The organism is Mesorhizobium sp. P2_E9 (genome assembly GCF_056403815.1).
This window is the reverse complement of the sequence record NZ_JBFUET010000003.1, coordinates 307633-333546: the sequence shown is the minus strand read 5'-3', so window position 1 is coordinate 333546 and position 25914 is coordinate 307633. Positions and strand designations below refer to the sequence as shown.

General features: G+C 64.4%; 22 protein-coding genes. 13 read left to right on the top strand and 9 right to left on the bottom strand.

The window, feature by feature from the left end:
• Positions 1-2 precede the first annotated feature (2 nt).
• The gene (locus AC1D05_RS07645) at positions 3-578 is read right to left on the bottom strand and encodes a TMEM175 family protein (protein ID WP_477439676.1); all 576 of its coding nucleotides are present in this window, start codon (positions 576-578) and stop codon (positions 3-5) included.
• Between the two features lie 127 nt (positions 579-705).
• Positions 706-2178: an MATE family efflux transporter gene (locus tag AC1D05_RS07640; RefSeq protein WP_477439674.1), complete on the bottom strand. Its 1473-nt coding sequence runs from the start codon at positions 2176-2178 to the stop codon at positions 706-708.
• Positions 2179-2367: 189 nt separating this feature from the next.
• Between AC1D05_RS07640 and AC1D05_RS07635 the strand changes: the two genes are divergently transcribed.
• On the top strand, positions 2368-3159 hold the full coding sequence (locus tag AC1D05_RS07635; protein WP_477439672.1) for a L,D-transpeptidase: 792 nt from the start codon (positions 2368-2370) through the stop codon (positions 3157-3159).
• Positions 3160-3275: 116 nt separating this feature from the next.
• Here the strand turns inward: AC1D05_RS07635 and AC1D05_RS07630 are convergent, their stop codons facing one another.
• Positions 3276-4739: an esterase-like activity of phytase family protein gene (locus AC1D05_RS07630; protein ID WP_477439670.1), complete on the bottom strand. Its 1464-nt coding sequence runs from the start codon at positions 4737-4739 to the stop codon at positions 3276-3278.
• 294 nt (positions 4740-5033) lie between these two features.
• Here AC1D05_RS07630 and AC1D05_RS07625 point away from each other — a divergent pair, with 294 nt between their 5' ends.
• The 4 genes from AC1D05_RS07625 (at position 5034) to AC1D05_RS07610 (ending at position 10242) form a co-directional block, all read left to right on the top strand.
• A complete protein-coding gene (locus tag AC1D05_RS07625; protein WP_477439668.1) occupies positions 5034-7448 on the top strand; it encodes a GcvT family protein in 2415 nt (804 codons plus the stop codon).
• Positions 7449-7460: 12 nt separating this feature from the next.
• On the top strand, positions 7461-9014 hold the full coding sequence (locus AC1D05_RS07620) for a trimethylamine methyltransferase family protein (RefSeq protein WP_477439666.1): 1554 nt from the start codon (positions 7461-7463) through the stop codon (positions 9012-9014).
• A gap of 102 nt (positions 9015-9116) precedes the next feature.
• Positions 9117-9872, top strand: a complete 756-nt coding sequence (locus AC1D05_RS07615) for a bestrophin-like domain (RefSeq protein WP_477439664.1) — start codon at positions 9117-9119, stop codon at positions 9870-9872.
• A 55-nt stretch (positions 9873-9927) separates the two neighbouring features.
• Complete coding sequence (locus AC1D05_RS07610; RefSeq protein ID WP_477439662.1) at positions 9928-10242, top strand: ferritin family protein; 315 nt, start codon at positions 9928-9930, stop codon at positions 10240-10242.
• 19 nt (positions 10243-10261) lie between these two features.
• Here the strand turns inward: AC1D05_RS07610 and AC1D05_RS07605 are convergent, their stop codons facing one another.
• Complete coding sequence (locus tag AC1D05_RS07605) at positions 10262-11287, bottom strand: LacI family DNA-binding transcriptional regulator (RefSeq protein WP_477439660.1); 1026 nt, start codon at positions 11285-11287, stop codon at positions 10262-10264.
• Positions 11288-11483: 196 nt separating this feature from the next.
• Here AC1D05_RS07605 and AC1D05_RS07600 point away from each other — a divergent pair, with 196 nt between their 5' ends.
• The 5 genes from AC1D05_RS07600 (at position 11484) to AC1D05_RS07580 (ending at position 16456) form a co-directional block, all read left to right on the top strand.
• Positions 11484-12518 carry a Gfo/Idh/MocA family protein gene (locus AC1D05_RS07600; protein ID WP_477439658.1) on the top strand — a complete coding sequence of 345 codons (1035 nt, stop codon included), beginning with the start codon at positions 11484-11486 and terminating at the stop codon, positions 12516-12518.
• The gene (locus AC1D05_RS07595) at positions 12518-13423 is read left to right on the top strand and encodes a sugar phosphate isomerase/epimerase family protein (protein WP_477439656.1); all 906 of its coding nucleotides are present in this window, start codon (positions 12518-12520) and stop codon (positions 13421-13423) included. Before AC1D05_RS07600 ends, AC1D05_RS07595 begins: the two co-directional genes overlap by 1 nt.
• A gap of 98 nt (positions 13424-13521) precedes the next feature.
• Positions 13522-14529 carry a substrate-binding domain-containing protein gene (locus AC1D05_RS07590; RefSeq protein WP_477439654.1) on the top strand — a complete coding sequence of 336 codons (1008 nt, stop codon included), beginning with the start codon at positions 13522-13524 and terminating at the stop codon, positions 14527-14529.
• Between the two features lie 86 nt (positions 14530-14615).
• Positions 14616-15413: an ATP-binding cassette domain-containing protein gene (locus tag AC1D05_RS07585; protein ID WP_477439949.1), complete on the top strand. Its 798-nt coding sequence runs from the start codon at positions 14616-14618 to the stop codon at positions 15411-15413.
• Complete coding sequence (locus AC1D05_RS07580; protein WP_477439652.1) at positions 15410-16456, top strand: ABC transporter permease; 1047 nt, start codon at positions 15410-15412, stop codon at positions 16454-16456. Before AC1D05_RS07585 ends, AC1D05_RS07580 begins: the two co-directional genes overlap by 4 nt.
• Positions 16457-16477: 21 nt before the next feature.
• On the opposite strand, the gene AC1D05_RS07575 is transcribed toward AC1D05_RS07580, so the two are convergent.
• Together AC1D05_RS07575 and AC1D05_RS07570 are read right to left on the bottom strand one after the other, a co-directional pair.
• Positions 16478-19162 (bottom strand): ATP-dependent helicase, encoded by a 2685-nt coding sequence (locus AC1D05_RS07575; RefSeq protein WP_477439650.1) that lies wholly within the window; start codon positions 19160-19162, stop codon positions 16478-16480.
• Positions 19163-19243: 81 nt separating this feature from the next.
• Positions 19244-20080 carry a DUF2059 domain-containing protein gene (locus tag AC1D05_RS07570; protein WP_477439648.1) on the bottom strand — a complete coding sequence of 279 codons (837 nt, stop codon included), beginning with the start codon at positions 20078-20080 and terminating at the stop codon, positions 19244-19246.
• A gap of 156 nt (positions 20081-20236) precedes the next feature.
• Between AC1D05_RS07570 and AC1D05_RS07565 the strand changes: the two genes are divergently transcribed.
• A complete protein-coding gene (locus tag AC1D05_RS07565; RefSeq protein ID WP_477439646.1) occupies positions 20237-22594 on the top strand; it encodes a glucose/quinate/shikimate family membrane-bound PQQ-dependent dehydrogenase in 2358 nt (785 codons plus the stop codon).
• A gap of 32 nt (positions 22595-22626) precedes the next feature.
• On the opposite strand, the gene AC1D05_RS07560 is transcribed toward AC1D05_RS07565, so the two are convergent.
• Positions 22627-23064: a hypothetical protein gene (locus tag AC1D05_RS07560; RefSeq protein ID WP_477439644.1), complete on the bottom strand. Its 438-nt coding sequence runs from the start codon at positions 23062-23064 to the stop codon at positions 22627-22629.
• Positions 23065-23073: 9 nt separating this feature from the next.
• Positions 23074-23502: a hypothetical protein gene (locus tag AC1D05_RS07555; protein ID WP_477439642.1), complete on the bottom strand. Its 429-nt coding sequence runs from the start codon at positions 23500-23502 to the stop codon at positions 23074-23076.
• A gap of 19 nt (positions 23503-23521) precedes the next feature.
• Between AC1D05_RS07555 and AC1D05_RS07550 the strand changes: the two genes are divergently transcribed.
• Entirely contained in the window at positions 23522-24370 is an 849-nt protein-coding gene (locus AC1D05_RS07550) for a dienelactone hydrolase family protein (RefSeq protein WP_477439947.1), read from the top strand.
• A gap of 9 nt (positions 24371-24379) precedes the next feature.
• Here the strand turns inward: AC1D05_RS07550 and AC1D05_RS07545 are convergent, their stop codons facing one another.
• Positions 24380-25303 (bottom strand): EamA family transporter, encoded by a 924-nt coding sequence (locus tag AC1D05_RS07545; protein ID WP_477439640.1) that lies wholly within the window; start codon positions 25301-25303, stop codon positions 24380-24382.
• 89 nt (positions 25304-25392) lie between these two features.
• On the opposite strand from AC1D05_RS07545, the gene AC1D05_RS07540 reads away from it, so the two are divergent.
• Positions 25393-25872: an Lrp/AsnC family transcriptional regulator gene (locus AC1D05_RS07540; RefSeq protein WP_477439638.1), complete on the top strand. Its 480-nt coding sequence runs from the start codon at positions 25393-25395 to the stop codon at positions 25870-25872.
• Positions 25873-25914: the final 42 nt, after the last annotated feature.

The window sequence follows — 25914 nt, the reverse complement described above, 5'->3', positions numbered from 1 at the left end:
GGTTATTTTTCGAGAACGCGCGAAAACCGCGTATCCGGCACAAGCCACACCAGAGCAACGGCAACATAGAGCCCCACACCGATCCACCGGTCGACGAAGGTCAGCGCAACGGCCGTGATATACACGGCGAGCGAGAGCCTTCCCTTGCGGTCGTTGCCGATTGCCTTGGCGAAGGCGGTGTCATGACCATGCAGCCGGTGCAGCGTCAGGACCAGGATGGCGTAGGCGGCCGCGCACATTGCGAGATCGAAGCCGTAGACCGCGACGGGAACCGTGGCGAAATGGTTCTCGCCCATGAAGGCGGTCGTAACCGGCATCAGCGACAACCAGAACAACAGATGCAGGTTCGCCCAAAGGACCCGGCCATCGACGCGCTGCACGGTGTGGAACATGTTGTGCAGATTGTTCCAGTAGATGCCGACATTGATGAACGACAGCACGTAGCACAGGAAGATCGGCCACTGCGGCACAAGGGCCGAAAAGTCCTCGCCCTCCGGCACTTTCAGGTCCAGTACCATGATGGTGATGATGATGGCGACCACGCCGTCGGTGAATGCCTCGACCCTGCCTTTGCCCATGGAGCCCCCCGATTGTCTGGTAAAATCTACGCGATGGCTGGACGTGCGGCTACCCGCCATGTGGCTGGGCAAACGGTGGATGGCCCGCACCTTGTCCAGGCGACTCGCGAAAGGTGCGCCAAATCATTCAACCGTTTGGTGTCTCGGGTGCCATGTTGGCGCGCCCGCGCGGCACGCCAAGGCCGGTGTCCGGCGGTTCGCCGGCGGCCGGCCTGTTTTCGATCATGTGCAAGCTGCGCCAGCCGCCGAAGCGGTAATAGGCCCCGGCCAGGACCAGCGAAGTGATCGAGCCGGCCGGGAAACTCCACCACAGCGCTTCCTCGCCGATCACGCCACGCATGAAATAGGCAAAGCCGGTGCGCACGATGAGCACCGAGATCACCAGGATGATCAGCGGCGGCATCACCGCACCGGTGGCGCGCACGGTGGCAAACAGCACGATGGTGATACCGAACAGGATGAACGACCAGGACGCCGCAGAGTTGATGTGGGCCGCGATATCGATCGCCGCGCTGTCGCTGCTCAGGAACAGGCTGAGGATCGAGCGGTCGAAGAGCCACAGCAAGGCGACCAGGGCGCCCGTCAGAACAAGGTTGAAGCCGACGCCGGAGGCGGCGATGCGGCCGATCCGGTCCCAGCGGCCGGCGCCGACATTCTGCGCCGCCATCGAGGAGACCGCGGCACCGATGGCCAGCGCCGGCATCTGGATGTAGGTCCACAGCTGCGCGGCGATGCCGTAGGCGGCGGCGACCTGCGAACCGTAGGAATTGACGATGCCCATCACCGTCAGGGCCGCCGCCGAGATGACGATCATCTGCAGCCCCATCGGCACGCCCTTGAAGACGATTATGCGCAGCAAAGCCGGATCGGGGCGCAGCAGAGCGAGATTGGCGCCGGCCAGCCGCAACGGATGCTTGCGTACGTAGAGCACGACAAGAATGGCGATGACGCTCACCGTCTGGCCGATCAGCGTCGAAGTGGCGGAGCCCGCAATTCCGAGTTCCGGGAAGGGTCCGATGCCGCGGATGAGCAGCGGGTTGAGCACGATGTCGAGGACGACCGCCAGCGCCATGAATAAGAAGGGCGTGCGCGAATCGCCGGCACCGCGCAGCACGGTCATGACGAAGGACAGCAGGTTGATCATCGGCACGGCGACGAAGATGATGCGCAGATAGGAACGCGCCAGCGGCAAGGCGTCTGCCGGTGTGCCAAGCGTGTTGAGAATGGTGTCGACCCAGATCCAGCCGCAGACGGCGAAGACAATGGAGACGAGGAAGAAGAAGGTGGCGCTGGTGCCGACGATGCGGCGGGCCTCCGGCAGGTCGCGGGCGCCGACCGACTGCGCCACCAGGATGGTCGCCGCCATGCCGATGCCGAACACGGTGCCCAGGATCAGAAACAGCACGAGGTTGGCGTTGGAGGTGGCGGTCAGCGCCGATTCACCAAGGAAGCGGCCGACCCAGACGGCGTTGATCGACCCGTTGAGTGACTGCAGCACGTTGGAGCCCAGCACCGGCAAGGCAAACAAAAGCAGCGTGCGCGGGATCGGGCCGCTGGTCAGGTCGCCGGTGCGTCGGCGCGTGGGCATTTTTTCGGTCATGGCTGAAGGCCTGTCTCGGTCCGGTCCGTGATGATTGCCGATTCAACGAGACAGGTCGATGCGGCGTCGGAAAATTCCGCAGGCGTGTGTTGATCTAATCATGTTCTCAAAGGTCCCGGAATGGGCTATTGATCCCGGGGGCGTGGGGCCCGCATTGCTTACCAGATCTTATCAATAGCCGGGGGGTTCATGTCCGATAGTCCGCTGTTTTCCGAGCGCCTGAACCGGCGCGAGTTTCTGGGTGCATCCGCTTTCGGTGCGGCCGCGGTAGCTCTTTCAGCCTGCACCACGACGGAGGTGGTGACGCCGCCGCCGGTGGCCTCTGCTCCGCCCGAGCCGGCGCTCGGCGATACCGCAACAATGTATACCGCGCGCACCGATGAGGGCTTTCAGCTGCCGGCCATCCCGGTGGCCAAGCTCGATCCGAAATTCGTGCGCCAGATCGTGGCCGACCCGACCGGTGAAAAACCCGGCACGATCGTCGTCGATGTCTCCGAGCACTTCCTCTATCTGGTGCGCGATGGCGGCAAGGCTATCCGTTACGGCGTCAGCCTCGGTAAGGCCGGCTTCGGCTGGACCGGCAGCGCCGTGATCCAGGCGCGGAAGAAGTGGCCGGTGTGGACGCCGCCGCCGGAAATGATCAAGCGCCGGCCGGAACTGGCGAAATTCAAGGATGGCATGCCGCCCGGTCCGCAGAGCCCGCTCGGCGCCCGCGCGCTCTATCTCTTCCGCGACGGCAAGGACACGATGTACCGGCTGCACGGCACGCCGGAGTGGGATTCCATCGGCAAGAACGCATCGTCGGGCTGCGTGCGTTTCATGAACCAGGACATCATCGACCTCTACAGCCGGGTTAACGGCCCCGCCCAGGTTTTCGTGCGTCCCAATTTGTCGGCTGCCGGCAAGATCATGGCCGTGTCGAGCAGGACGGCGGAACCGATCGATGCGGGCGTGCCGAAGGACGCGGAGTTCTTGAAGTAGCCTTCACGACCTGCCTGGAGCAATTCCAGGAAAAGTGTGAAGCGGTTTTCCGTCCGGAATTGCGTAAAACAAGAGATAGGCGGACGCGCCAAGCGCGCCCGCCTGGATAGGGGTGACTACTTCTTTGCGAGGCCGGGAAGCGTGACCTGATAGACCAGGAACATGGTGTCGACATTCGCGCCGTCATCGGCCTTGTAGGGGGCGCCGACCTGGAAGCCGTCCTGGGCAAGGAAGTCGTTGTCATTGGCGACGAACAGGAAGTAGTCGTCGGGCAGCTTCGGGTCGAGCACGCTGGCCAGCGACATCGCTTCCCACTTCTCGGACAGATTGTTGTGGTCGTTCGGCGCGCCATTGTGCAAGCCGAAGCGATTGAGCTGCGCATTGTCGTTGATGTCGATGAACGGCGTCAGCTTAGCCGGCGTCACCGACGGATCGAGCACGCCCTTGGGGGCGACCGGCTTGTCGGCGGCATCGAAGGCGCCGCCGGCGATGTCGGTCGCGGTCGAAACGTCGACGACGAAGATCTGGCGCAGAAGCGAGGTGTCGCCCTTCACCCCCTGGCCGTTGCCGCTGTCGCGCGCCAGCATCAGGAAGGATGTGTCCGACAGCGCCACGATCTCGCTTTGCGCGGCGATCTTGGTCTTGCCCTTGGCGTCCTTGAACACTGGCAGAGGCACGACATATTCATGCGCCAGCTTGAGATGGGCGAGGTCGGAGGCGTCATAGACCAGCGCCCGTGTGTTCTGCCGGGTCGAGCCCGAATCGCCGCCATCCTGCCTGGTCGCCGACTGCAGCACGGCGATCAGGAACTTGCCGTCCGGCGTCATCGCCATGCCTTCCAGGCCCTGGTTGTTCTGGCGGCCGGTATCGGGATCCTTCGGATCGGGCTCGGCAGCACCTGGACCGGGATTGTCCGAGGAGAAATTCGGCGTGCCTTTGCGCGTTGGTACGAGGGCCGCCGGCGGCTGCGTCGCCGACAGCAGGCGGCCTTGCGCCGAGAACCGGTAGATGTTGGGGCCATATTCGTCGGAGATGAACATCGAGCCCTCAGGCAGCCGCACGATCGCCTCGTTGTCGAGGGCGAGCTTGCCATTGGTGGCGGCGGGCAGCATCGGCATGTCGCCGGCAGCGGCGCGCACATCCGACAGCGGATCGAGGCCGGTGGCGTCGGCGCCCTTGTCGTCGGTCAGAAGCATGGTGTCGGCCAGCGTCGCCTTGACTTCGGTCTGCTCCTGGCCGGCGGCGCCTGGTGCCGCCGGGGTGAATTCGATGCCGATCGTGTTGATGCGCGGCCGGTAATCGGTGGTGCCGGCGACATTGTAGCCGCGATCCGGCAGCAGCCAGAGCGACCCCTTGTAGGTGCCCGCGTCATGCGTCCAGCCAGCTGTGTCGATCGCCATGCCGGAACCTGAGCCGAAGGTCTCGCCGAACTTGTCGCGCTGCGCGGCCGGGATGCGGCCGACGCCGACCAGGCCCTTGTTGACGAGGACGGTCGCGGTGCTGTCGGCGAGCGTCGGCGTCAAGGCGGTGAACAGGGCCAGCGCGACGCCGAGCGAGGCGGTTCGGTAAAGCTGTTTCATGGACAATCCTCTTTCTGACAGATGTGCCGGAGCGGCCGAAGGACGAAAAGCTGAAAGAGGCGATACATCGATGATGCCGCGCGCCCCCCAAAGGCGGTCTAAGGCGCGAACATGATGCTTGCGTGACAGTGCGGCATGCATGCCCGCCGGCTTGTTCGCAGGTCGAGAAAAGCATGCGCTCGGGCGACGGAATTGATGGTCCTTCGCACATGCATTCGGGTGTCCAAGCTCCGCACTAGACACTTATGTACAGCGCGTATATGGTGCGGCCTCTGACAGATCGGGAGGGAAGCCTTGAAGCCGCATTATCGCGCAGTGGTTATCGGGGGTGGGGTGGTCGGCGCCTCGGTGCTCTACCACCTGACGCGGTTCGGCTGGTCCGACGTGGCGCTGATCGAGCGCGCCGAATTGACGGCCGGCTCGACCTGGCACGCGGCGGCCGGTTTCCATGCGCTCAACGCCGATCCCAATGTCGCGGCGCTGCAGGATTACACCATCAACCTCTACCGCGAGATCGAGGCCGAATCCGGCCAGGACATCGGCCTGCATATGACCGGCGGCGTCAACATCGCTAGCGATCCCCAGCGCTGGGAATGGCTGAAATCGGCCTGGGCGGTGTTCCAGTCGGTCGGCATCGAGACCGCCCGGCTGGTGACCCCGGAAGAGATCAAACAGATCTGCCCGATCGTCGATGTCACCGGTGTGCTGGGCGGCCTGCATGATTCCAACGAAGGCCATCTCGACCCCTACGGCACGACACATGCCTATGCCGGTGCCGCGAAGAAGCGCGGCGCCGATATCATCCTGCGCAACCGCGTCGTCGAGCTGAAGGCCCGCGCCGATGGCCATTGGGACGTCGTCACCGAGCAAGGCACTATCGTCGCCGAGCACGTCGTCAACGCCGGTGGCTTGTGGGCAAAGCAGCTCGGCCGCATGGCCGGTGTCGACCTGCCGGTGACGCCGATGGAGCATCACTATTTCATCACCGAGGACATTCCGGAGATCGCGGCACTGGACCGGGAGATCGGCATCGCCGTCGATCTCGACGGTTTTTCCTACCTGCGGCAAGAGCGCAAGGGCGTGCTGCTCGGCGTCTATGAGCAGAACCCGAAGCACTGGAACATGGATGGCGCGCCATGGGACTACGGCATCGAGCTGATCCCGGAAGACATCGACCGCATCAGTCCGGAGCTCGCCAAGGCGCATGAGCGCTTTCCGTGCCTGGCGACGGCCGGCATCCGCAAATGGGTCAACGGCGCCTTCACCTTTACCCCCGACGGCAACCCGATCGTCGGACCGGTGCGCGGGCTGAAAAACTACTGGGTCGCCTGTGGCGTCATGGCCGGTTTCAGCCAGGGCGGTGGCGTCGGCAAATCGCTGGCCGAGTGGATGATTTATGGCGAGCCGCAGGCCGACATTTTCGGCATGGACATTGCCCGCTACGGCGCCTTTGCCACCAACCGGGAATATCTCAAGCAGACGACGCGGCAATTCTATTCACGCCGTTTCGTCATGACCTTTCCCAATGAGCGGCTGCCGGCGGGCCGGCCTTTGAAACGCCCCGGCGCCTATGACGGCATGAGTGCGGCGGGCTGCGAATGGACGGCGTCGTGGGGGCTGGAAATCCCGGCCTATTTCGCGCCGATGGGATTTCGCGAGAACACCACGCTCAAGCGCTCCAACGCCTTCGATATCGTCGGCGACGAGGCGTTGCAGGTCCGGCGTGCCGCCGGTCTCGTCGATATCTCGGCCTATGCGCGCTATGCGGTGTCGGGGCCAGGCGCCGAGGCATGGCTCGACCGGCTGCTTGCCTGCAGGCTGCCGAAGGCGGGCCAAGCGCGGCTGGCGCCGATGCTCGGGCCGGACGGGCGGCTGAAGGGCGACCTTACCGTGATCAACTGGGGCGACGACGACGGCTATTGGCTGATGGGCTCCTACTATCTCAGGGAATTCCATATGCGCTGGTTCGAGAGCCAGGCAGGAGATGACGTCGCGGTCACCGACATTTCCGACGCGATGAGCGGCTTCCTGCTGACCGGCCCGAATGCCCGCAAGATACTCGAACGCACCACGCATCAGGATGTCTCCAGCGCGGCACTTCCATTCATGGCCTGCGGCGCGTTCGATATCGGCATGGTGGAGGCGCGGGTCGCCCGCCTCTCCATCGCAGGTGAACTCGGCTTCGAGATCAGTTGCCCGGTGGCCATGCATGCCACACTGCGCGACACGCTGCTTGCTGCCGGCGAGGATCTTGGTCTCGCCGAGATCGGCTATTGCGCGCTGAATGCGCTCAGGCTGGAGAAAAGCTTCGGCATCTGGTCGCGCGAATTCACGCAGGGCTACACGTCCTGCCAGACCGGCCTCGACCGTTTCATTGCCTTCGACAAGGGCGATTTCATCGGCCGCGAGGCGGCGCTGAAGGAGCGCAAGGCGGTCACCTCGCAACGGATGGTGACTCTGGAGATCGATGCGCTCGACGCCGACGCCAGCGGCTTCGAGCCGGTCTGGCGTGATGGCCGGCGCGTCGGCTTCGTCACTTCGGGCGGATTTGGCTACACGATTGGCAAGAGCGTCGCGCTGGCGTTGGTGGAGGACGATTTTGCCGAGGAGGGGACCGCACTTTCGGTGCACATTGTCGGCGTCGAACGGCCGGCGCGGATCATCGCGGCCTCGCCCTACGATCCCTCGGGCAAGGCGATGCGGCAATGAGGAGGATTTTCGATGGTCGATGACGCGGCACGAGACAGCAGGCGCGAACGCCGGCGTGGACGCACGGGCGAGGCCGGCAGCGAAAGCAGCCGCCGGCCCAATTACCGCTCGCTGAAGAACCCGTTCCTGCCGCAGCCGATCTTTTCGGACGATCAGGTCGCCGCGATCCACGATACGGCGCTGCGCGTGCTGGAAGAACTCGGGATCAAGGTGCTGCTGCCGCAGGCACGAGAGCTTTTCGCCAGCGCCGGCGCCCTGGTCGACCCGGACACCGACATGGTGCGCATCGGCCGTGACATGGTGGTGGCGGCATTGGCCTCGGCGCCGAAGTCGATCCAAGCGCAAGCCGGCGACCGCTCCCGCGACCTGACGCTGGAGCTCGGGTCGATGACCTTCCTGGCCGGATGCGGCGCACCGAACGTCACCGATCTCGAACGCGGCCGTAGGCCGGGGACGCTGGCCGATTTCGAGGATCTGCTGCGGCTGGTGCAGCATTTCGACGTGCTGCATATGCTTGGCCCCTGCATAGAACCACAGGACGTCGACAACCGCTTTCGCCACTACGCCGTCAACCTTGCGCAGCTGACGCTGTCCGACAAGTTTCCGTTCGTTTTCGCGCGCGGCACGCCGCAGGTCGAGGACGGTTTTGAGATGATCCGGCTGGCGCGCGGCCTGTCGCAGGACGAGTTCCTGGCGAACGCGCATTGCTACACTGTCATCAACACCAACTCGCCGCGCCAGCTCGACATTCCGATGGCGCAAGGCATCATCGATTTCGCCAAGGCAGGGCAGGTCTCCGTCATCACACCGTTTTGCCTAGCGGGTGCGATGGCGCCGATCACGGTGGCCGGCGCGCTGGCGCTGCAGCATGCCGAGGCGCTGGCGGGCCTGACGCTGGCGCAGATCGTGCGGCCCGGTGCGCCGGTCGTCTACGGCTCCTTCTCCTCCAATGTCGACATGAAATCCGGAGCGCCGGCCTTCGGCACGCCGGAGCATGTCAAGGCGACGCTTGGCGCCGGCCAGCTGGCGCGCTTCACCGGACTGCCGTGGCGGTCCGGCGGCGGCAGTGCGGCCAACATCTCGGACGCGCAGGCAGCCCATGAGACGCAGTTCGCGCTGTGGGGTTCGGTGCTGGCCGGGGCGACGATGTGCATCCACGCCGCCGGCTGGCTGGAAGGCGGCTTGAGCGTCTCCTTCGAGAAGATGATCACCGATATCGAGGCGCTGCAGACGGTCGCGGAACTGTGCGCCGCGACGCCCGGCGACGACGATTCCATCGGCTTCGAGGCGATCGCCGAAGTGCAGCCGGGCGGTCATTTCTTTTCCGCCGGCCATACGATGGCGCGCTACCGCACCGCCTTCTACGAACCGCTCGTGGCCGACTGGTCGAACTTCGGCAACTGGACGCAAAGCGGATCGAAGACGGCGAGCGAACGCGCCACCGGCGTCTGGCGGCGCGCGGTCGCCGATTTCGAGCCACCCGCATCGGCTGCCGCGACCGCCGGCGTGCTCGACGCGTTCATCGCGCGGCGCACCGAAGAGGGCGGGGCGGCGCCGGTATCGTGAGATGTGAGAGAGGGGCGGGAGACGCCTGACGCCGTCGCAACTTTTGCTGTGTGACCGGCGCCGTGCCATTGGCAATTGGCGTGTCCCGTGCAGAGATGAGCGATGCTCGAAGCTTTCATCGCAATGGTGATCTTCCTGTGCCTGGCGGCGTCGGCGTTCGCCAGCATGGCGATATGGCCGAGATTGCCGGCCAGACATCGTGATGACGATACGAACACCGTGGTTCGGCTAGCCGCCAATCTGTTCGGGGTCATGACCTCGCTGATGCTCGGCCTGATGATCAATTCGGCCAAGAACACCTTCGAATCGATCGATCACAACGTGCACGCCTATGCGACGGAACTGATCCTGCTCGACAGGACATTGCGTCAATATGGCCCGGAAACCGACGCGGTGCGGCAGCCGCTGGTCGCCTATGTCCAGCGGGTGGTGACCACCTCGTCACAGAACAGCGAAACGACTATCGCCGCCAACCAGCTGTCCGAACATCTGCTGACGGAGATCGGCTCACGGCTGAATGCGCTGACGCCGGCCGACGCTGTACGTGGTTCCCTCCTGCAGGATGGACGCCAGCGCCTGCAGAAAGTGCTGGAACTGCGGTGGATCCTGGTCGAGCAGTCGGAGGGCGCTATCCCCTGGCCGCTGATCGCCATGCTGGTTACGTGGCTGGCACTGATCTTTGCCAGTTTCGGGTTCAGGGCGCCGAAGAATGCGATCACGCTCGCGACCTTGGTGATTTCCGCCGCGCTGATCGCCGGGGCGCTCTATTTGATCCTCGATATGGATGTGCCGTTCTCCGGTCCGATCCAGATTTCGCCGGCGCCGCTGGAAAGGGCGTTGGCGGAATTGCAGCGATGAGGCGGAACCGGCGGCGGCTCCGGGGCATTCATGGGAATGGCTCACGGAGGACGACATGGGTTTCGACCAGTATCACGAACCGCCTGAGGAACTGTCGCAGAAGGTGCGGACCTTTGCCCGCATGATCACCTCGCTGATCGAGGAGGCGGAAGCGATCGGCTGGTACGAGCAGCGCATCTCGGTGGAGAAGGACCCGCAGGCCCGCGCGATCATGAAGAATGCGCAGGGCGAGGAGTTCAAGCATTTCGGCATGGATCTGGAATTCCTGCTGCGCCAGAAGAAGGACTGGCGCGCGGAATTGAAGCAAATCCTGTTCACCACGGGCGACATCGTCAAGGCCGGCGAGCGAGGCGAGAAGAAGGTGGATTGAGCGGCTTACGCCGGCCACATCAATCGCTGTCGCGCGCGATCAGCTCCAGCGGCCAGACTTCCCTGATGATACGTGGGCCATCCGGGCCGGCAAAGGCGGGAAGCGAAGCCAGCAGCATTTCGGCCAGCCGCCGGCCCATCGGCTCCAGCGCCGGGCGGAAGGCGGTCAGCGCCGGGGAAAAATAGCGGCAGAGCGGCGTGTCGACGATGACGTTCACGGCAATGTCGTGGCCAGGCCGGATACCCATCTCGGCCAGCGCCTTGCAGCCGCCAAGCGCCATGGCGTCATTGTTGAATATGATGGCCGTCGGTGGGGCCTTGGAGCGCATGACTTGCGGCGTCACCTCGTAGCCGCCGGCCTCGTTGATGAAGCCATCGGCGATCAACGCGGGATCGACCTCGATGCCATGCCTCCGCAGGGCCTTGCGATAGCCGTCGAGGAACAGATAGCCGAAGTTGAGATCATGCGAAGGGCGGATGGCGGCAATGCGGCGGTGGCCGCGCGCCACCAGGCGGTCAACGGCTTCATCACCGGCTCTCTCGAAATCGATATCGAGCGAAGGATGGGTGTCGTCGCCGGACTGACTTCGGCCAAGTGTGGCGAAGGGAAAGCCGGCCTTGCTGAGATAGTCGATCCGATCGTCTGCTCGTCGCGTATTGGCCAACACGACCGCATCGACTAGGCGCGTCTCAACCACGCGGCGCAACCGCTCCTGCTGATATTGGCCGGGCTCACCCATGACGACCATCAGGTCGAGACCATGCTCGGCAAGCTTCGCCTGCAGTCCGATCAGGAAGGGGATGAAGAACGGTTCGCCATATTGCTGGTCGCCCGGATGCGGCTGCAGCATGAAGGCAATCGAATGGGTGGCGCCTTGCCTGAGACTGCGGCCGGACTGGTTGGGTGAATAGTTCAGCTTCTTGGCCGCGTCGAGCACGCGCTGGCGGGTATCGGCATTGACGTCGGCGCGGCCGTTCAGCGCCCGCGACACGGTGCCGATCGAAATGTTCAGGTGACGCGCAAGGTCGTGGATGCTGGACGCCAAGGACAGTTCTCCCCCGACCCTTGGCTAGCACCGGCTGCCGCTCAGGCCAAGGCTTCGGGATGATTTTCGCAGGCAGCCGATTGACATTCTACGCTATCGGGTGTGTTCTCGTAAACGTTTACGGAAAAACGTTTACGGTGATGCCGTGGATGCCGTGAACATTCGGTCTGGAGGGACCGGACGGGAGGAATGCCGGATGATGAATGTCGTCCTCGTCGGCTGTGGTGCGATGAGCAGGCAGTGGCTTGATGCCGCGAGGCAGATCGACGGGCTTGCCATTGTCGGCCTTGTCGACCTCGACGCCGAGCGGGCGAAGGCGAGGGCGGACGAATACGATCTCACCGGTGCCGTCATCGGCACCAGCCTCGATGCGGTGCTCGACCAGACCAGGCCCGACGCGGTGTTCGATGTCGTGGTCCCCGCCGCCCGCCGCGAGGTCGCGCTCTCCGCCTTTGCCCACAATTGTCATCTCCTGACCGAAAAGCCGCTGGCCGACAGTCCTGAGAATGCGCGTGCCATCATCGAGGCGGCGCACCGGGCAGGGCGTGTCCATGCCGTCGTGCAGAACCGGCGCTATGTCGCCAATGTCAGGCGCATTCGCCGTTTTCTCGATTCCGGCGCCATCGGCGCGGCGACCTCGATCCATGCCGACTTCTTCGTCGCGCCGCATTTCGGCGGCTTTCGCGAGGAGATGGCGCATGTGCTGCTGCTCGACATGGCGATCCACACTTTCGACGCCGCCCGCTACATGGCTGCGGGCGAGCCGGCCAGCGTCTATTGCCAGGAATGGGAGCCGGCCAGTTCCTGGTACCGGCAGGGATCGTCGGCGAGCGCCGTCTTCGATCTCGGCGGCGGCAAGGTCTTCACCTATGCCGGCTCCTGGTGCGCCGACGGTTTTCGCACCAGCTGGGAAGGCAGCTGGCGCATTGTCGCCGAGCGCGGCAGCCTCATTTGGGACGGCCATGACGTGTTGAAGGCGGAAGTGGTGGCGCCGGGCCGCGATGGCCTGATCGACAAGACCCAGCCGATCGACGTGCCGCCGCTCGATCCGGCCGACCGCATCGGCGGTCATCTCGGCATCATCAGGGATTTCATGCACGCCATCGAGACCGGCATCGAGCCGGAAACGCGCGGCGCCGACAACATCAAGAGCCTGGCCATGGTTTTCAGCGCCATCGAGAGCGCCGAGACCGGACGCCGCGTGGCGATCACTGCGCAGGAAGAGAAATAATGCCAAACCCGCTTCTCGACATCAGGATCGGCACCATGGTGCGGGCCAATCTCGACGACCCGGCAGCCTACATCAAGCAGATCCTGCCGCTCGGCTTCGAGAGCATCCAGCCCTTCTTCTGGCAGACGCTGGGTGGCAAGGATCTGCCGCGGCTGGCCGGCCAGATCCGCGAGGCGATCGGTGATGCCGATGTCATCGTGTCTTCCCTGGGCGTGTTCGGCAATCCGCTGGAGAGCGGAGAAGTCGATCGCGGTGTGCTTGCGGCTTGGGAAGCGGCCATCGACAATGCGCATCTGTTCGGCACTTCCATGGTCAGCGGCTTCACCGGGCGCCTGCGCGGCAAGACGCTGACCGACAGCCTGCCGCGCTTTCGCGAAGTGTGGGGACCGCTGGCCAAGCGCGCCGCCGACAAGGGCGTGCGCATCGCCTTCGAGAACTGCGCCATGGACGGCAACTGGGCCACCGGCGACTGGAACATTGCCCACAATCCGGACGCCTGGGAGCTGATGTTCAATGAATTGCCTGATGACAATCTCGGGCTGGAATGGGAGCCCTGCCATCAGCTCGTCTATCTGATCGATCCGATGCCGCAGATCCGCAAATGGGCGCAGCGCATCTTCCATGTCCACGGCAAGGACGCCACGGTGCGCTGGGACGTCATCCGCGAGCATGGCGTGTTCGGCCGGCTGCCCTTCGTGCAGATGCGAACGCCGGGCTTCGGCGACAGCGACTGGACGCGGGTGATCAGCGAATTGCGGCTGGCCGGCTACAAGGGCGCCATCGACATCGAGGGCTGGCACGATCCGGTCTATCGCGGCGATCTCGAAATTACCGGCCAGGTGCGGGGGCTGGAGTACCTCAAGCAATGCCGGGGAGGTGCCAGCTATCTGCCAAATCCGACGTGAGAAGCGGCCGGCAGGAGGAGCCGGCCGGTAAGTCGTACTGCCGTAGCAATCGTCAAAAGCCCCTCGGCTGACGAGGGAAACAATGGGAGGACAAGTGCATGAGCATCGCGATCAGAACGACACTTCTGCGCACGACCGTCGTGGCCGCCGCCACGGCGCTGTGCGCCGCCATCTCGACCTTGCCGGCACAGGCGCTCGACGCGCAATGGTGCAAGGATGTCCATATCCGGTTCTTCGTCGGCGGCGCCGAGGGCGACGCTTTCGGCACCATCGTCTACAACGGCGCCAAGCAGGCGGCGGCCGATCTCGGGCCGAAGGTCGACTACATCTTCTCGGGCTGGGACGTCGAAAAGATGGTGCAGCAATTGCGTGAGGCGGTTGCGGTCAAGCCCGGCGGCATCGCCATGATGGGCCATCCCGGCGACGACGCGATCATGCCGCTGGCCGAGCAGGCGCATAAGGACGGCATCAAGATGATGTACCAGAACGTGCCGGTGCCGAAGGTGACGGCGGCGTTCGGCGGCGGCTATGTCGGCGCGCAGCAGGAGCAGCAGGGCCGCGCGCTCGGCGCAGAGGCGTTCAAGCTGGCCGGGCTGAAATCCGGCGACAAGGCGATCATGATCGGCCCGTTCGACAATGAGAGCCGGGGCGCACGCGAGCGTGGGACAGTCGCCGCATTGAAAGAGGCGGGCGTCGATGTCGTTCAAATCAATTCTGTCCCTGAGTGGGCAGCCGATCCGAATCTCGCCATCCCGGTGATCACCGCGGCGTTGCTCAACAATCCCACCGTCAAGGCGGTCGGCTATCCCGGTGGGCAGATGCTCGGCAATGTGCCGACATACATGCAGGCCGCTGGAAGGAAGCCCGGCGACATCTTCAATTTCGGCTTCGACACCAGCCCGCAGATCGTCGAGGGCTTCAAGGGCGGCTGGGTGCAACTGACGGCCGACCAGCAGCCGTTCATGCAAGGCTATCTGCCGATCCTCAGCCTTTGCCAGCAGGTGGTGCTGGGTCTGGCGCCGATGAATGTCGACACCGGTGCCGGCTTCGTCACGCCGCAGAATTATGAGATCGTCTCAGAGCTCGCCAAGCAGGCGCTGCGCTGACCTCCCAAGGCTGCCGGCCGGGTTGACCCGGCCGGCAGGACCGCCGGCTAAGAGGCCGGCAAGCGACAATGACAAGCGAGGATCCGATGGCCGAACGCATCATCGAACTGCGCGATATCAAGAAATCCTATGGTCAGGTCTATGCGCTGGGCGGGGTCAATCTCAGCGTCGACCGCGGCGAGGTGGTCGGCCTGATCGGCGACAATGGCGCCGGCAAGTCGACGCTGATCAAGATCCTCTCCGGCGTGGTCAGGCCGACCAGCGGCGAGATCCTCGTGCGCGACAAGCCGGTGACCGGCTGGAGCGCGGCACGCTCGCGCGACGCCGGCATCGAGACGGTGTTCCAGGACCGCGCGCTCGCCGTGCAGCAGACCATCGTGCGCAACATCTTCATGGGTCGCGAGCTGACCGGCTTCATGGGTTGGCTGAAGGTCAACAAGGAGATCGAGGAGGCGAGCCGGCTGATGCGCGAGATCGGCTTCACCTCGAAAGTGTTCACGCCGCATTCGATCGTCGGCCAGCTGTCGGGTGGCGAACGCCAGGGTGTGGCGATCGCGCGCGCCATCTACAAGCAGGCCGAGCTGATCATCCTCGACGAGCCGACGACAGCGCTGTCGCTGACCGAGACCGCCAAGGTGTTTCACTTCGTGCGCCAGGTGCGGGCGGGCGGGCGATCGATCCTGTTCATTGGCCACAACATCCATCACGTGTTCGACATTGCAGACCGCTTCGTGGTGCTCGATCGCGGCAAGGTGGCGCTGACCGCCGACCGCAGCCAGGTCAAATCGGCGGAAGAGCTGATCAATTTCATGGAAGACGTCGCGCATCCCGGCGGATTGCCTGGACTGCACGAGGCCGGCGAAGCGGAGCAGCGAGCGCGATGAGCAAGACCATGGAACCCGATCTCGAAACGCCTCTGCGCGCGCATGGCGGGGCCGCCCGCAAAGAGTGGAAACATCCATCCGATCACTGGCTGCGCGGCTTCGTCCTCGACAACCGCGCCTCGCTTGGCACGCTTGCCGTGTTCATCGTCATGATGGCGGTATTCATGGTCGCCAACCCGACCGTGTTCACCACCTGGTATCTCTACAGTTCCGTGCTGACGACGCTTCCTGTAGCGCTGTTCGTGGTGGTGCCGCTGGTCTTCGTCGTCACCTGCGGCGAGATCGACCTGTCGTTTCCGGCCACGATGGGTTTTGCCTCCTGGGTGTTCGCGCTGGTGGTGCAGGCCGGCTACGATCCGTTCCTCGGCATTGCCGCCGCACTCGTCACCGGCATGCTGCTCGGCTTCCTCGTCGGGTCACTGGTCGTCTATGGCGGGCTGTCGTCGCTGATCGCCACGCTCGGCATGAACTTTTTGCTGCGCGGCCTGATCCAGATCATCAACGAAGGCAAGTCGATGGCGCTGACCGGCCTTGCCGACACCCCAGCCTACAAGATCTTCTCCAGCCAGGTTTTTGGAATCCCGGTGCAGATCTTCTGGGCCATCGCCTTCGTCGTGCTGTCGGCGATGCTCTACAACCGCCACCGCTTCGGCGCGCAGGTGAAGGTGGTCGGCGACAATCCCGACAGCGCCCAGCAGATGGGCATCGACGTCAAGCGCGTGCGGGTGAAAGTGTTCGTCTTCGTCGGCATTGGCGCGGCGATCGCCGGAACGTTTTCGGTGATGATCAACTTCACCTGGTGGCCGACGGCCGGCGACGGCTATCTCCTACCGGTGCTGGCCTCGGTGTTCGTCGGCGGCACCCCGACCTGGGGCGGCATCGGCACGGTGGCCGGCGGCGCCATCGGCGCCGTCACCGTGTCGTTCATCCAGACCGGTGTCGTGGCGGCGGGATTGAGCGGCTTCTACGTGCAGTTCTTCAACGGGCTGATCATCATCCTGTCGCTGCTGGGGCATAAATGGAACCAGGCGCGGTATCGGTGAGCTGCGGGTAAATCCGGCAGCTCACACCGCCGCGACAAACCCGTCCAGCACGCGTTTCTGGCCGGCCTTGTCGAAGTCGATGGTCAGCTTGTTGCCTTCGATGGCGGAGATGTTGCCGTTGCCGAATTTCTGGTGGAAGACGCGGTCGCCGACGCTGAAGGCGGATGGCGTGTCGGAGACGGATTTGGCAACCAGCTCACCGTCGATGGTGCGGCCTTTGACCGAGGTGCGGCCGGCGCCGTAGCCGCTGTCGGTCTCGCCATAGCCGATGCGCTCGACCTGATGGCCGGAGCGCGTGCCCCAGTTGCGGTCGGTCGCTTCGGTGCGGTTGGCCTGCGCGCGCTGCCAGCCGGGCGTCGAATAGGTGTTGGAGAAGGCGCCGGATTTTTCGGTGTTGGCGCCGACATTGTCGAAGCGCGAGGCGCCGTAGGGGTTCTGCCGGCCGCCACGGCCCGACGCGAACGAGCCGCCGCCATAGGAATTGCCGTAGCCGCCGTAGGAATTGCCGCTTTCGGCGATCTCGACATGGGATTCCGGCAGTTCCTCGAGGAAACGCGACGGGATGGTCGATTGCCAGAGCCCATGGATGAGGCGGTTGGAGACGAACCAGATATGCAGGTTCTTCTTGGCTCGCGTCAGGCCGACATAGGCGAGCCGGCGCTCTTCCTCCAGGCCTGAGCGGCCGCCTTCATCGAGCGCGCGCTGGTGGGGAAAGAGGCCTTCCTCCCAGCCGGGGAGAAAAACGGTCTCGAATTCGAGGCCTTTGGCCGAATGCAGCGTCATGATCGAGACGGCGTCCTGCCCGGCATTCTGCTCGGCATCCATGACCAGCGCCACATGTTCGAGGAAGGAGCGCAGTGACTCGTACTCCTCCATCGAGCGGATCAGTTCCTTGAGGTTCTCCAGCCGGCCCGGCGCCTCGGCCGAGCGGTCGTTCTTCCACATGTCGGTGTAGCCGCTCTCCTCGAGAATGGTCTCGGCGAGCTCGGTGTGGGGCTTGGTTTCCAGCGCCTTTTGCCAGCGTTCGAAATTGGCGGCCACTTCGCGCAGCGCGGCGCGCGGTTTCGGCTTCAACTCGTCGCTTTCGGCGAGGTTGGCGGCCGCCTCCAGCATCGGGATGCGCAGCGCGCGCGCCGTGTCGTGGATCTGGCGGATGGTGGCTTCGCCCAGCCCGCGCTTCGGCACATTGACGATGCGCTCGAAGGCGAGGTCATCGCCGCTGTTGGCGACGACGCGGAAGAAGGCCAGCGCGTCGCGGATTTCCATGCGCTCGTAAAAACGCGGGCCGCCGATGACGCGGTAGTTGAGGCCGAGCGTGATGAAGCGGTCCTCGAAGGCGCGCATTTGGAAGGACGCGCGGACAAGGATCGCCATATCGTTGAGGTTGTGCTTCTCGCGCTGATAGGCCTCGATGGTCTCGCCGATGGCGCGGGCTTCCTCTTCGGAATCCCAGGAGGCGTGGACGTTGACCTTGCTGTCCTCCGGCTCGTTGCGGTCGGTGAACAGCGTCTTGCCGAAGCGGCCCTCATTGTGGGCGATGAGGTGGGAGGCGGCGCCAAGGATGTGCGCGGTGGAGCGGTAGTTGCGTTCCAGCCGGATGATGGTGGCGCCCGGGAAATCCTTGTCGAAGCGCAGGATGTTGTCGACCTCGGCTCCGCGCCAGCCATAGATGGACTGGTCGTCATCGCCGACGCAGCAGATGTTGACGGTGGCCGGGCGCTGATATCCCTCCCCCTTGAGGGGAGGGTGGCCGGGCGAAGCCCGGTCGGGTGGGGTCCTCGCGGCAGTGCGCGACGCCGCAGCGGTGCCTTCTGCGGCGACCCCCTCCGCCCGCTTCGCGGGCACCTCCCCCTCAAGGGGGGAGGATTGCGGGCGTTGCGCCAGCAGGCGCAGCCACATGTACTGGGCGGTGTTGGTGTCCTGGTATTCGTCGACGAGGATGTATTTGAAGCGCCTGTGGTAGTCCTTCAGCACATCCGGATTGGCGCGGAAGATGCGGATGGGGTGGCAGAGCAGGTCGCCGAAGTCGCAGGCGTTCAGCGTCTGCAGGCGCTCCTGATAGGCCTTGTAGAGTTCGCGGCCCTTGCCGTTGGCGAAGCTGCGCGCGTCGCCCTCGGCGATATCGGCCGGGCCTTGCCCCTTGTTCTTCCAGCCATCGATCATCTGGGCGAACTGCTTGGCCGGCCAGCGTTTGTCGTCCAGCCCTTCGGCCTGGATCAATTGCTTGATCAGCCGTACGACGTCGTCGGTGTCGAGGATGGTGAAATCGGATTTCAGGCCGGCAAGCTCGGCATGACGGCGCAAAAGCTTCACGCCGATCGAGTGGAAGGTGCCGAGCCAGGGCATGCCTTCGACATTGCCTTCGCCGATCAGGATGCCGATGCGCTGCTTCATCTCGCGCGCGGCCTTGTTGGTGAAGGTGACGGCGAGAATCTGCGACGGGAACGCCTTGCCGGTGGCAAGGATGTGGGCGATGCGGGTGGTCAAGACACGGGTCTTGCCGGTTCCGGCGCCGGCCAGCACCAGAACCGGGCCTTCGGTGGTCTCCACCGCCAGCCTTTGTTCCGGATTCAACCCCTTGAGATAGTCGGGCGCACTGGTCTGGCCGCTGCGGGCAGCCATGGCGCGCGCGGCAATGCCCGACGGGGCCGTGGGCCGCGCATTGGGTTCGTCGAAAAAGGGCATGTCTTCCGAAAAGCCGGACATCTCCCCCGAATGTAGTGATTCGGTGGGGAAAGACCAGAACCGTCTACGTTTTGTTCCCGGTAAAGTGCCCGGTATGGCGGTTCAGGCCTTGCGGTAACCGAGGGCGACGAAGAATCGATGGCCGAACGAGCGCGCCTCGTCCGTCATCACCGCGCCCAGGGCGACCTGCATCTGGTCGTAATAGCGGCCGCCGGCGGGTGAGGCGAGGAAGGCCTCATAAAGCCTGAGGTCGGCCATGGACATATCCCGGTAGATGTAGGCTGAGGATTCCATGGCATCGCTGTCGATGTCACGGCGAAGCCCTTCGGTTTGCTTGCGCAGCAGGGCCATCACCTGGTCGTCGGGCAGGGGCTTTCCGGCCGCGCCCAGCATTTCGGTGAGCATCGCATAGCCCATGTTCAAGGCGACGGCTTCGCCAGTGTCGACGGCGCTGATATCGTCCATCATCTTCCTGTACAATGCGAGCCGGGCCGGATCCCTGGATGGAAGCTCGCCGAGGATTTTGGCGCCCTCGATCTTCTTGGCCTCCTTTGCTTCCGGTGCGGAAGCCTGGATCTCCAGCGCCGTGACCTGTTTGCCCAAGGGCGAAGAATAGAACGCAGCGAGGTCGGACAGGTCCTTGGCGGACAGCTTGCCATCCATTCGCGCTTCGATGGCTGTCTCCATCTTGTTGGGGTCAAAGGCTCCTTCCATGGCGGCGGCAAGCGCGTCCTGGACTTTTTGCGCCGGGATTCCCGGTGCCGATTTCACGGCCGCGGTGAAACCCGGGCCGATGCCCATCAGCATCTCGTGAAAGCCGTTCGCCTTGTTGATCTCGCTGATTGTCTGCGCCGGCGCGGCCACGGTGCCGGCCATAAGCGCGACGAGGCAGTAGAGCACAAGCGCCAAGCGCGTCAGTGGCGGAACGAATGACGGCATTTTGCTTGCTCCACGGGAGAGACGATCAATAGAGACTGCTGGAAAACCCGACTGCAGGCAAGATGAATTGCCACCTTGGCGTGTGGGCCAACTTGACAGGCGAGGCAGGCAGGAGAAAGCTGTGCACAGGGGCAGGAACGGTGCATCGGGCTGTCCATGGGCGTCGCAAAGCGCAACAGTCGAAGGAGTATCATCTTGGCTGTCACCATCACCTCCCTCGTCCTCTTCCTCATCGGCCTGGCGCTTGGCGCGGGCGGTATCTGGTTGGCCTCGCTGGGTGGCAGCTGGTACTACATCGTCGTCGGTCTGGCGTTCCTGATCACCGCCTGGCTGCTCTACCGGCGCCGCACCACGGCGCTGTGGCTCTACGCGGCGATCGTGCTCGGCACGCTGGCCTGGGCGGTCTGGGAAACCGGCTTCGACTGGTGGGAACTCGGCCCGCGCGGCGGCATCATCGTGCTGATGGCGCTGTGGCTTTTGACGCCATGGGCGAGGCGCGGCCTTGCCGGTCCTGACGCGCGCGCGCCGCTGATCCTGGCCGTGCTGGCGTCGCTGGCTGTGGCCGGCTATTCGATGACCACTGACCCGAAGGACATTGGAGGCGCACTCGACACCGACAAGGTTATCCCCAACGCCAACCTCGGCAACGACGTGCCGGCAGGCGAATGGCACTTCTATGGCCGCACGCAATTCGGCCAGCGTTATTCGCCGCTCGACCAGATCACGCCGGACAATGTCGCCAATCTGCAGCCGGCATGGACCTACCGTACGGGCGACGTGAAGGGGCCGGACGACGTCGGTGAGACCACCTATCAGGTGACGCCGCTGAAGATCGGCGACACGCTCTACATCTGCACGCCGCACAATTTCGCCATCGCCGTCGATGCCGCGACCGGCAAGGAGAAGTGGCGCTACGATCCCAAGATCAAGCTCGACAAGGACCGCCAGCACCAGACCTGCCGCGGCGTGTCCTATTATGCCGATGCCGCGATTGCTGCCGGCCAACCCTGCGGAAGCCGTGTCTACCTGCCGACGTCTGACGCGCGGCTGATCGCGCTCGACGCCGCCAACGGGCAGGTCTGTCCCGCCTTTGCCGAGGCCGGCACGCTCAATCTGTTGACCGGCATGCCCTATCCGAAGTCGGGCTATTACTATTCGACCTCGGCGCCGCTGATATCAGGCGGCAAGATCATCGTCGGCGGCGCGGTCAACGACAATTATTCGACGCAGGAGCCGTCCGGCGTCATCCGCGCCTATGATGCGAGCACCGGCAAGCTGATCTGGAACTGGGATTCCGGCAATCCGGACCAGACGACGCCGCTGCCGGCCGGCCAGACCTACACGGCCAACTCGCCCAATATGTGGTCGACGCCGAGCGCCGACGAGAAGCTCGGCCTGCTCTACGTGCCGCTCGGCAACCAGACGCCGGACCAGCTCGGCGCCGGGCGCAGCGCCAATGTCGAGAAGTTTTCCTCGTCGATCACCGCGCTCGACCTCAACACCGGGCAGTTGAAATGGGTGCGGCAGACCGTGCATCACGATCTGTGGGACATGGATGTGCCGGCGCAGCCGAGCCTGATCGACATCACCAAGGCAGACGGCACGATCGTGCCGGCGCTGGTCGGGCCGACCAAGCAGGGCGACCTCTATGTGCTCGACCGGCGCACCGGCGAGCCGGTGATCGCGGTCAAGGACGTGCCGGCGCCCGGCGGCGCCATTGAGGGCGACAAGGCCTCGCCGACGCAGCCTTCCTCCGATCTCTCCTTCAACCCGAAGCCGCTGACCGATGCCGACATGTGGGGCATCACCATGTTCGACCAGCTGGCCTGCCGCATTGCCTTCCACAAATTGCGCTATGAAGGCCGCTACACGCCGCCCTCGCTGCAGGGATCGCTGATCTATCCCGGCAATTTCGGTGTCTTCAACTGGGGCGGGGTGGCGGTCGATCCGGTGCGGCAGGTGATGTTCGGTATGCCGACCTATCTGGCCTTCACATCCAAGCTTATTCCCCGCGCGGACGTGCCGGCGCCGGGCGACGACACCAAGGGCAGCGAACAGGGGCTGAACCGCAATGAGGGTGCACCCTATGCGGTGGTGATGGGCCCGTTCCTGTCGCCGTTCGGCATTCCCTGCCAGGCGCCGCCCTGGGGATATGTCGCAGGCGTCGACCTCAGGACCGGCGCGATCGCCTACAAGCACCGCAACGGCACCATCTACGACATGACGCCGCTGCCGCTGCCGCTCAAAGTCGGGGTGCCCGGCATTGGCGGGCCTATGATCACCGCCGGCGGCGTCGCTTTCCTGGGTGCCGCGGTCGACGACTATCTGCGCGCCTATGACCTGACATCAGGCAAGCAGCTCTGGCGGGCCCGATTGCCGGCCGGCGGGCAATCGACGCCGATGACCTATACGGTGGCCGACGGACGCCAGTTCGTGGTCATCGTCGCCGGCGGCCATGGCTCGGTCGGCACCAAGCCGGGGGATTACGTGATGGCCTACGCGCTGCCGAAATAGCTGGGTCGCGCTAGCGGAAAACAGTTTCGGCGCTAGCCGAGGCCCAGATGGCTCTTCAGGCTGGGCACAGAGCCCAGCACCTGGTTGGTCAAATCGGGACCGGCGGCGGCTTCGGCCTGCTGGACCAGCGCCTCGCCGGCCTTCTGGATCTGCGCAATGTCGAGCCCGGATGCCTTGAGCGCGGCGAGGCCGTTGACCAGCGCGCCGGCCTTCTCGCCGAGAACGCCGCCAAGCGCGCCCTGCAGCGAAGACAGGAAGCCGCCACCCCCGCCTGCCGGGGCCGCGGCCATGACGTCATACTGGTGGGCAAGGTCGTCGGCGCCGGGAATCTTGGCGAAAAACGACGAGGCGCTGGTGCCTTCGGCCTCGTGTTCCAGAACCGAGAAAATGGTGCCGACGACCTTTTCCGTCGTCGCCTGGTCGAGGCCCGCCTTTTGGCTGACGGTATTGACGATATCCTGGACGTTCATGATCTCACCTCAACCTTGGGTTTTCGTGTTTGCCGGATGGCGCTGGCGGCTGCGCACCTTGACCATGGACTTGCCGGTCACAGCGACAACGGTCGCGCGCATCGCCAGAAGGGCGGCTGCGGCAACCATGAAGGCGGTTGCCAGGATCGGCGAGGGCATGGTCATCGGCGTTTCCCTTTTCAGATCGGCCTTTAAGGTCAGATCGGGCCTTTCAGGACCGTGGCCGCGCCATGGGGCGGCCGGATAGTCAGTTTCCCCTACTATTGTGGCGGCGCCATCAAGATTTGTCGCCGATGACAAGAATGTGATGATGATGGCCGCCGATCGCCGGGGAACGGGAGCGTCACCGAGCCGTGACTGGACGATGCGAGGCTCGCCCCTATCTTGCGAACGGCAAGGACCTTGATCGAGGAGCGCGCCCGTGACGAAATCCACCAAGCCTGCCATCACCCAGGCGATGATCGACGCCTATGACGAGTACACGCATCTGACGCTCGACCGCCGCCGCTTCATGGAGCAATTGACCAGGCTTGCCGGATCGGGTGCGGCAGCGGCGGCCATTGCGCCGATGCTGGCGGCGAACGCCGCCCAGGCGGCGATCGTCGCCGAAAACGATATCAGGGTGAAGGGCGAGGACATCACCTATCCCGGCAGCGGCGGTGAGATGAAGGGCTATCTGGTCAAGCCGGCAAACCAGGCCGGCAAGCTCGGCACCGTGATCGTCATCCATGAAAACAGGGGGCTTAACCCGCATATACGCGATGTCGCGAGGCGCGTGGCGCTGGAGGGGTTCGTGGCGCTTGCGCCGGATTTCCTGTCGCCGCTCGGCGGTACGCCCGGTGACGAGGACAAAGCGCGCGACATGTTCACCAAACTCGATCCGGCGCAGACGGTCGCCAACGCCGTGGCGACCGTCGCCTTCCTCAAGGCCCACAAGGATGGCAACGGCAAGGTCGGCGCCGTCGGCTTCTGCTGGGGAGGCGGCACGGCCAATATGCTGGCCGTCAATGCGCCCGACCTCGCTGCCAGCGTCGCCTATTACGGCATGCAGCCAAAGGCCGCCGACGCGTCGAAGATCAAGGCCGCACTGCTGTTGCACTATGCCGGGCTCGACGAGCGCACCAATGCCGGCATCGACGCCTTCAAGAAGGAGCTCGATGCCGCGCATGTCGAATACACGGTCTATGTCTATGAAGGCGCCAACCATGCCTTCAACAACGACACCTCGGCGGCGCGCTACGACAAGAAGGCGGCCGATCTCGCCTGGGGCAGGACGATCGCTTTCCTGAAGCAGAAGCTGGCGTAGGCGGTTTGCCTAATCTGTGGCCGCCGGCTTGTGGAAGGCAACGCCAGCGACCACCAGCGCGATCCCCAGGCAATCGCCGAGACTTGGGATCTGGCGCAGCACGATGACGCCGATGAGCGTTGCGGTGACCGGCAGCAGCGACAGCATGAGCGCAAAACTCGAGCGCGGCAATCGCGACATGGCAAGCTGGTCGCAGACATATGGAATGACCGAGGAGCAGATGCCGACACCGATGGCGGCGATGAGCAGCGGTGGTGAGAAAAAGGCGGGCAGGACATCAGTGAAGCCGATCGGCAGCACGACGATGAAGGCGATCGTCATGGCCGCACCCAGGCCGGCGATGCCATCGCCGGCGCCCGCGCGGGCAACGCGGTGGCCAAGCACGATGTAGCCAACGAACAGCGCGCCGTTGAGGAAGGCCCAGAACAGGCCGACCGGATCGCTGGACCATTTGACGTCGATGAGCAGCAGCGTGCCGGTGACGGCGATGGCAAGGGCGACGAGATTGCGTGGGCTCCTCAAGCCGACCACCGCAACGCCGATGGTGCCGACGAATTCGATTGCCGCCACCAGCGAGATCGGCAAGCGGTCGAGCGCGAGATAGAAGGAACAGTTCATCACCGCCAGGCAGGCACCCAGAGCGACGAGCAGGAGCCGGGTCGAGCGCTCGGCGCGGGCAAAGGTTTGCCACGGACGGGTCAGCGGCGCGAAGACCAGCGCGGCGGTGGCGATGCGCAGCCACGCCATGCCGAGCACGCCGACATGCGGGAACAGCAGCACGGCGAAAGCCGGACCGAGATAGTGGAAGACGGCGCTGACGCCGAACCAGACATGCGGCGGCAATTTTGTCGCTAGCTTGCCCAGGCCAGGGCCGGAGGAGGCGGGGACAGCAAGGACAGGGCCTGCTGCGGGAACTTGCGTTTGATCATCCATCGGATCAGTATCGCAGGCAGTTTCTGCTGGATATATGGATGATGATCGGCTGATTTTATCATCTCTATCCCTAAAGCAAGGAGTTTTCAGTGAAGCGCCTTCGAACCGAAAATATCGATCTCGATGCGGCCGACATGAAAATCCTGCGCCTGCTGGAAAAGGATGCACGCACCAGCACGGCAGAGCTGGCGCGCTCGGTTGGCCTGTCGGCGCCAAGCGTCGCCGAGCGCATCAAGCGGCTGCAGGAGAATGGTGTGATCGAAGCCTATTCGGTCAGGATCAATCCCGCCGCACTTGGCCTGAAGCTGTCGGCGTGGCTGCGCATTCGGCCGGTGCCCGGGCAACTGGCCGTGGTGGCCGAGATCATCCGCGAGCTGCCGGAAATCGCGCAATGCGACCGGGTGACCGGTGAGGACTGCTTCATTGCGCTGGCGCATGTCGGGTCGGTGACCGAACTCGAACGGGTGATCGACCGCATCATCCCCTATGCGATGACCAATACGGCCATCATCCAGTCGTCACCCGTGGTGGCGCGCTCGCCGCTGGCAGCGGTGAAGCGTCAGGCGTAAGTGCTGTACAATTCGATGTGTTTGCTCAAGAGAAAGCGCCGC

Bases quoted from the DNA above. Each gene is read 5' to 3' on its own strand.
- AC1D05_RS07565 (WP_477439646.1), top strand. From the start codon at position 20,237: ATGGGCGTCGCAAAGCGCAACAGTCGAAGGAGTATCATCTTGGCTGTC.
- AC1D05_RS07560 (WP_477439644.1), bottom strand. From the start codon at position 23,064: ATGAACGTCCAGGATATCGTCAATACCGTCAGCCAAAAGGCGGGCCTC.
- AC1D05_RS07590 (WP_477439654.1), top strand. From the start codon at position 13,522: ATGAGCATCGCGATCAGAACGACACTTCTGCGCACGACCGTCGTGGCC.
- AC1D05_RS07550 (WP_477439947.1), top strand. From the start codon at position 23,522: ATGATCGACGCCTATGACGAGTACACGCATCTGACGCTCGACCGCCGC.
- AC1D05_RS07615 (WP_477439664.1), top strand. From the start codon at position 9,117: ATGCTCGAAGCTTTCATCGCAATGGTGATCTTCCTGTGCCTGGCGGCG.
- AC1D05_RS07545 (WP_477439640.1), bottom strand. From the start codon at position 25,303: ATGGATGATCAAACGCAAGTTCCCGCAGCAGGCCCTGTCCTTGCTGTC.
- AC1D05_RS07610 (WP_477439662.1), top strand. From the start codon at position 9,928: ATGGGTTTCGACCAGTATCACGAACCGCCTGAGGAACTGTCGCAGAAG.
- AC1D05_RS07600 (WP_477439658.1), top strand. From the start codon at position 11,484: ATGATGAATGTCGTCCTCGTCGGCTGTGGTGCGATGAGCAGGCAGTGG.
- AC1D05_RS07570 (WP_477439648.1), bottom strand. From the start codon at position 20,080: ATGCCGTCATTCGTTCCGCCACTGACGCGCTTGGCGCTTGTGCTCTAC.
- AC1D05_RS07630 (WP_477439670.1), bottom strand. From the start codon at position 4,739: ATGAAACAGCTTTACCGAACCGCCTCGCTCGGCGTCGCGCTGGCCCTG.
- AC1D05_RS07575 (WP_477439650.1), bottom strand. From the start codon at position 19,162: ATGTCCGGCTTTTCGGAAGACATGCCCTTTTTCGACGAACCCAATGCG.
- AC1D05_RS07595 (WP_477439656.1), top strand. From the start codon at position 12,518: ATGCCAAACCCGCTTCTCGACATCAGGATCGGCACCATGGTGCGGGCC.
- AC1D05_RS07580 (WP_477439652.1), top strand. From the start codon at position 15,410: ATGAGCAAGACCATGGAACCCGATCTCGAAACGCCTCTGCGCGCGCAT.
- AC1D05_RS07635 (WP_477439672.1), top strand. From the start codon at position 2,368: ATGTCCGATAGTCCGCTGTTTTCCGAGCGCCTGAACCGGCGCGAGTTT.
- AC1D05_RS07585 (WP_477439949.1), top strand. From the start codon at position 14,616: ATGGCCGAACGCATCATCGAACTGCGCGATATCAAGAAATCCTATGGT.
- AC1D05_RS07640 (WP_477439674.1), bottom strand. From the start codon at position 2,178: ATGACCGAAAAAATGCCCACGCGCCGACGCACCGGCGACCTGACCAGC.
- AC1D05_RS07645 (WP_477439676.1), bottom strand. From the start codon at position 578: ATGGGCAAAGGCAGGGTCGAGGCATTCACCGACGGCGTGGTCGCCATC.
- AC1D05_RS07620 (WP_477439666.1), top strand. From the start codon at position 7,461: ATGGTCGATGACGCGGCACGAGACAGCAGGCGCGAACGCCGGCGTGGA.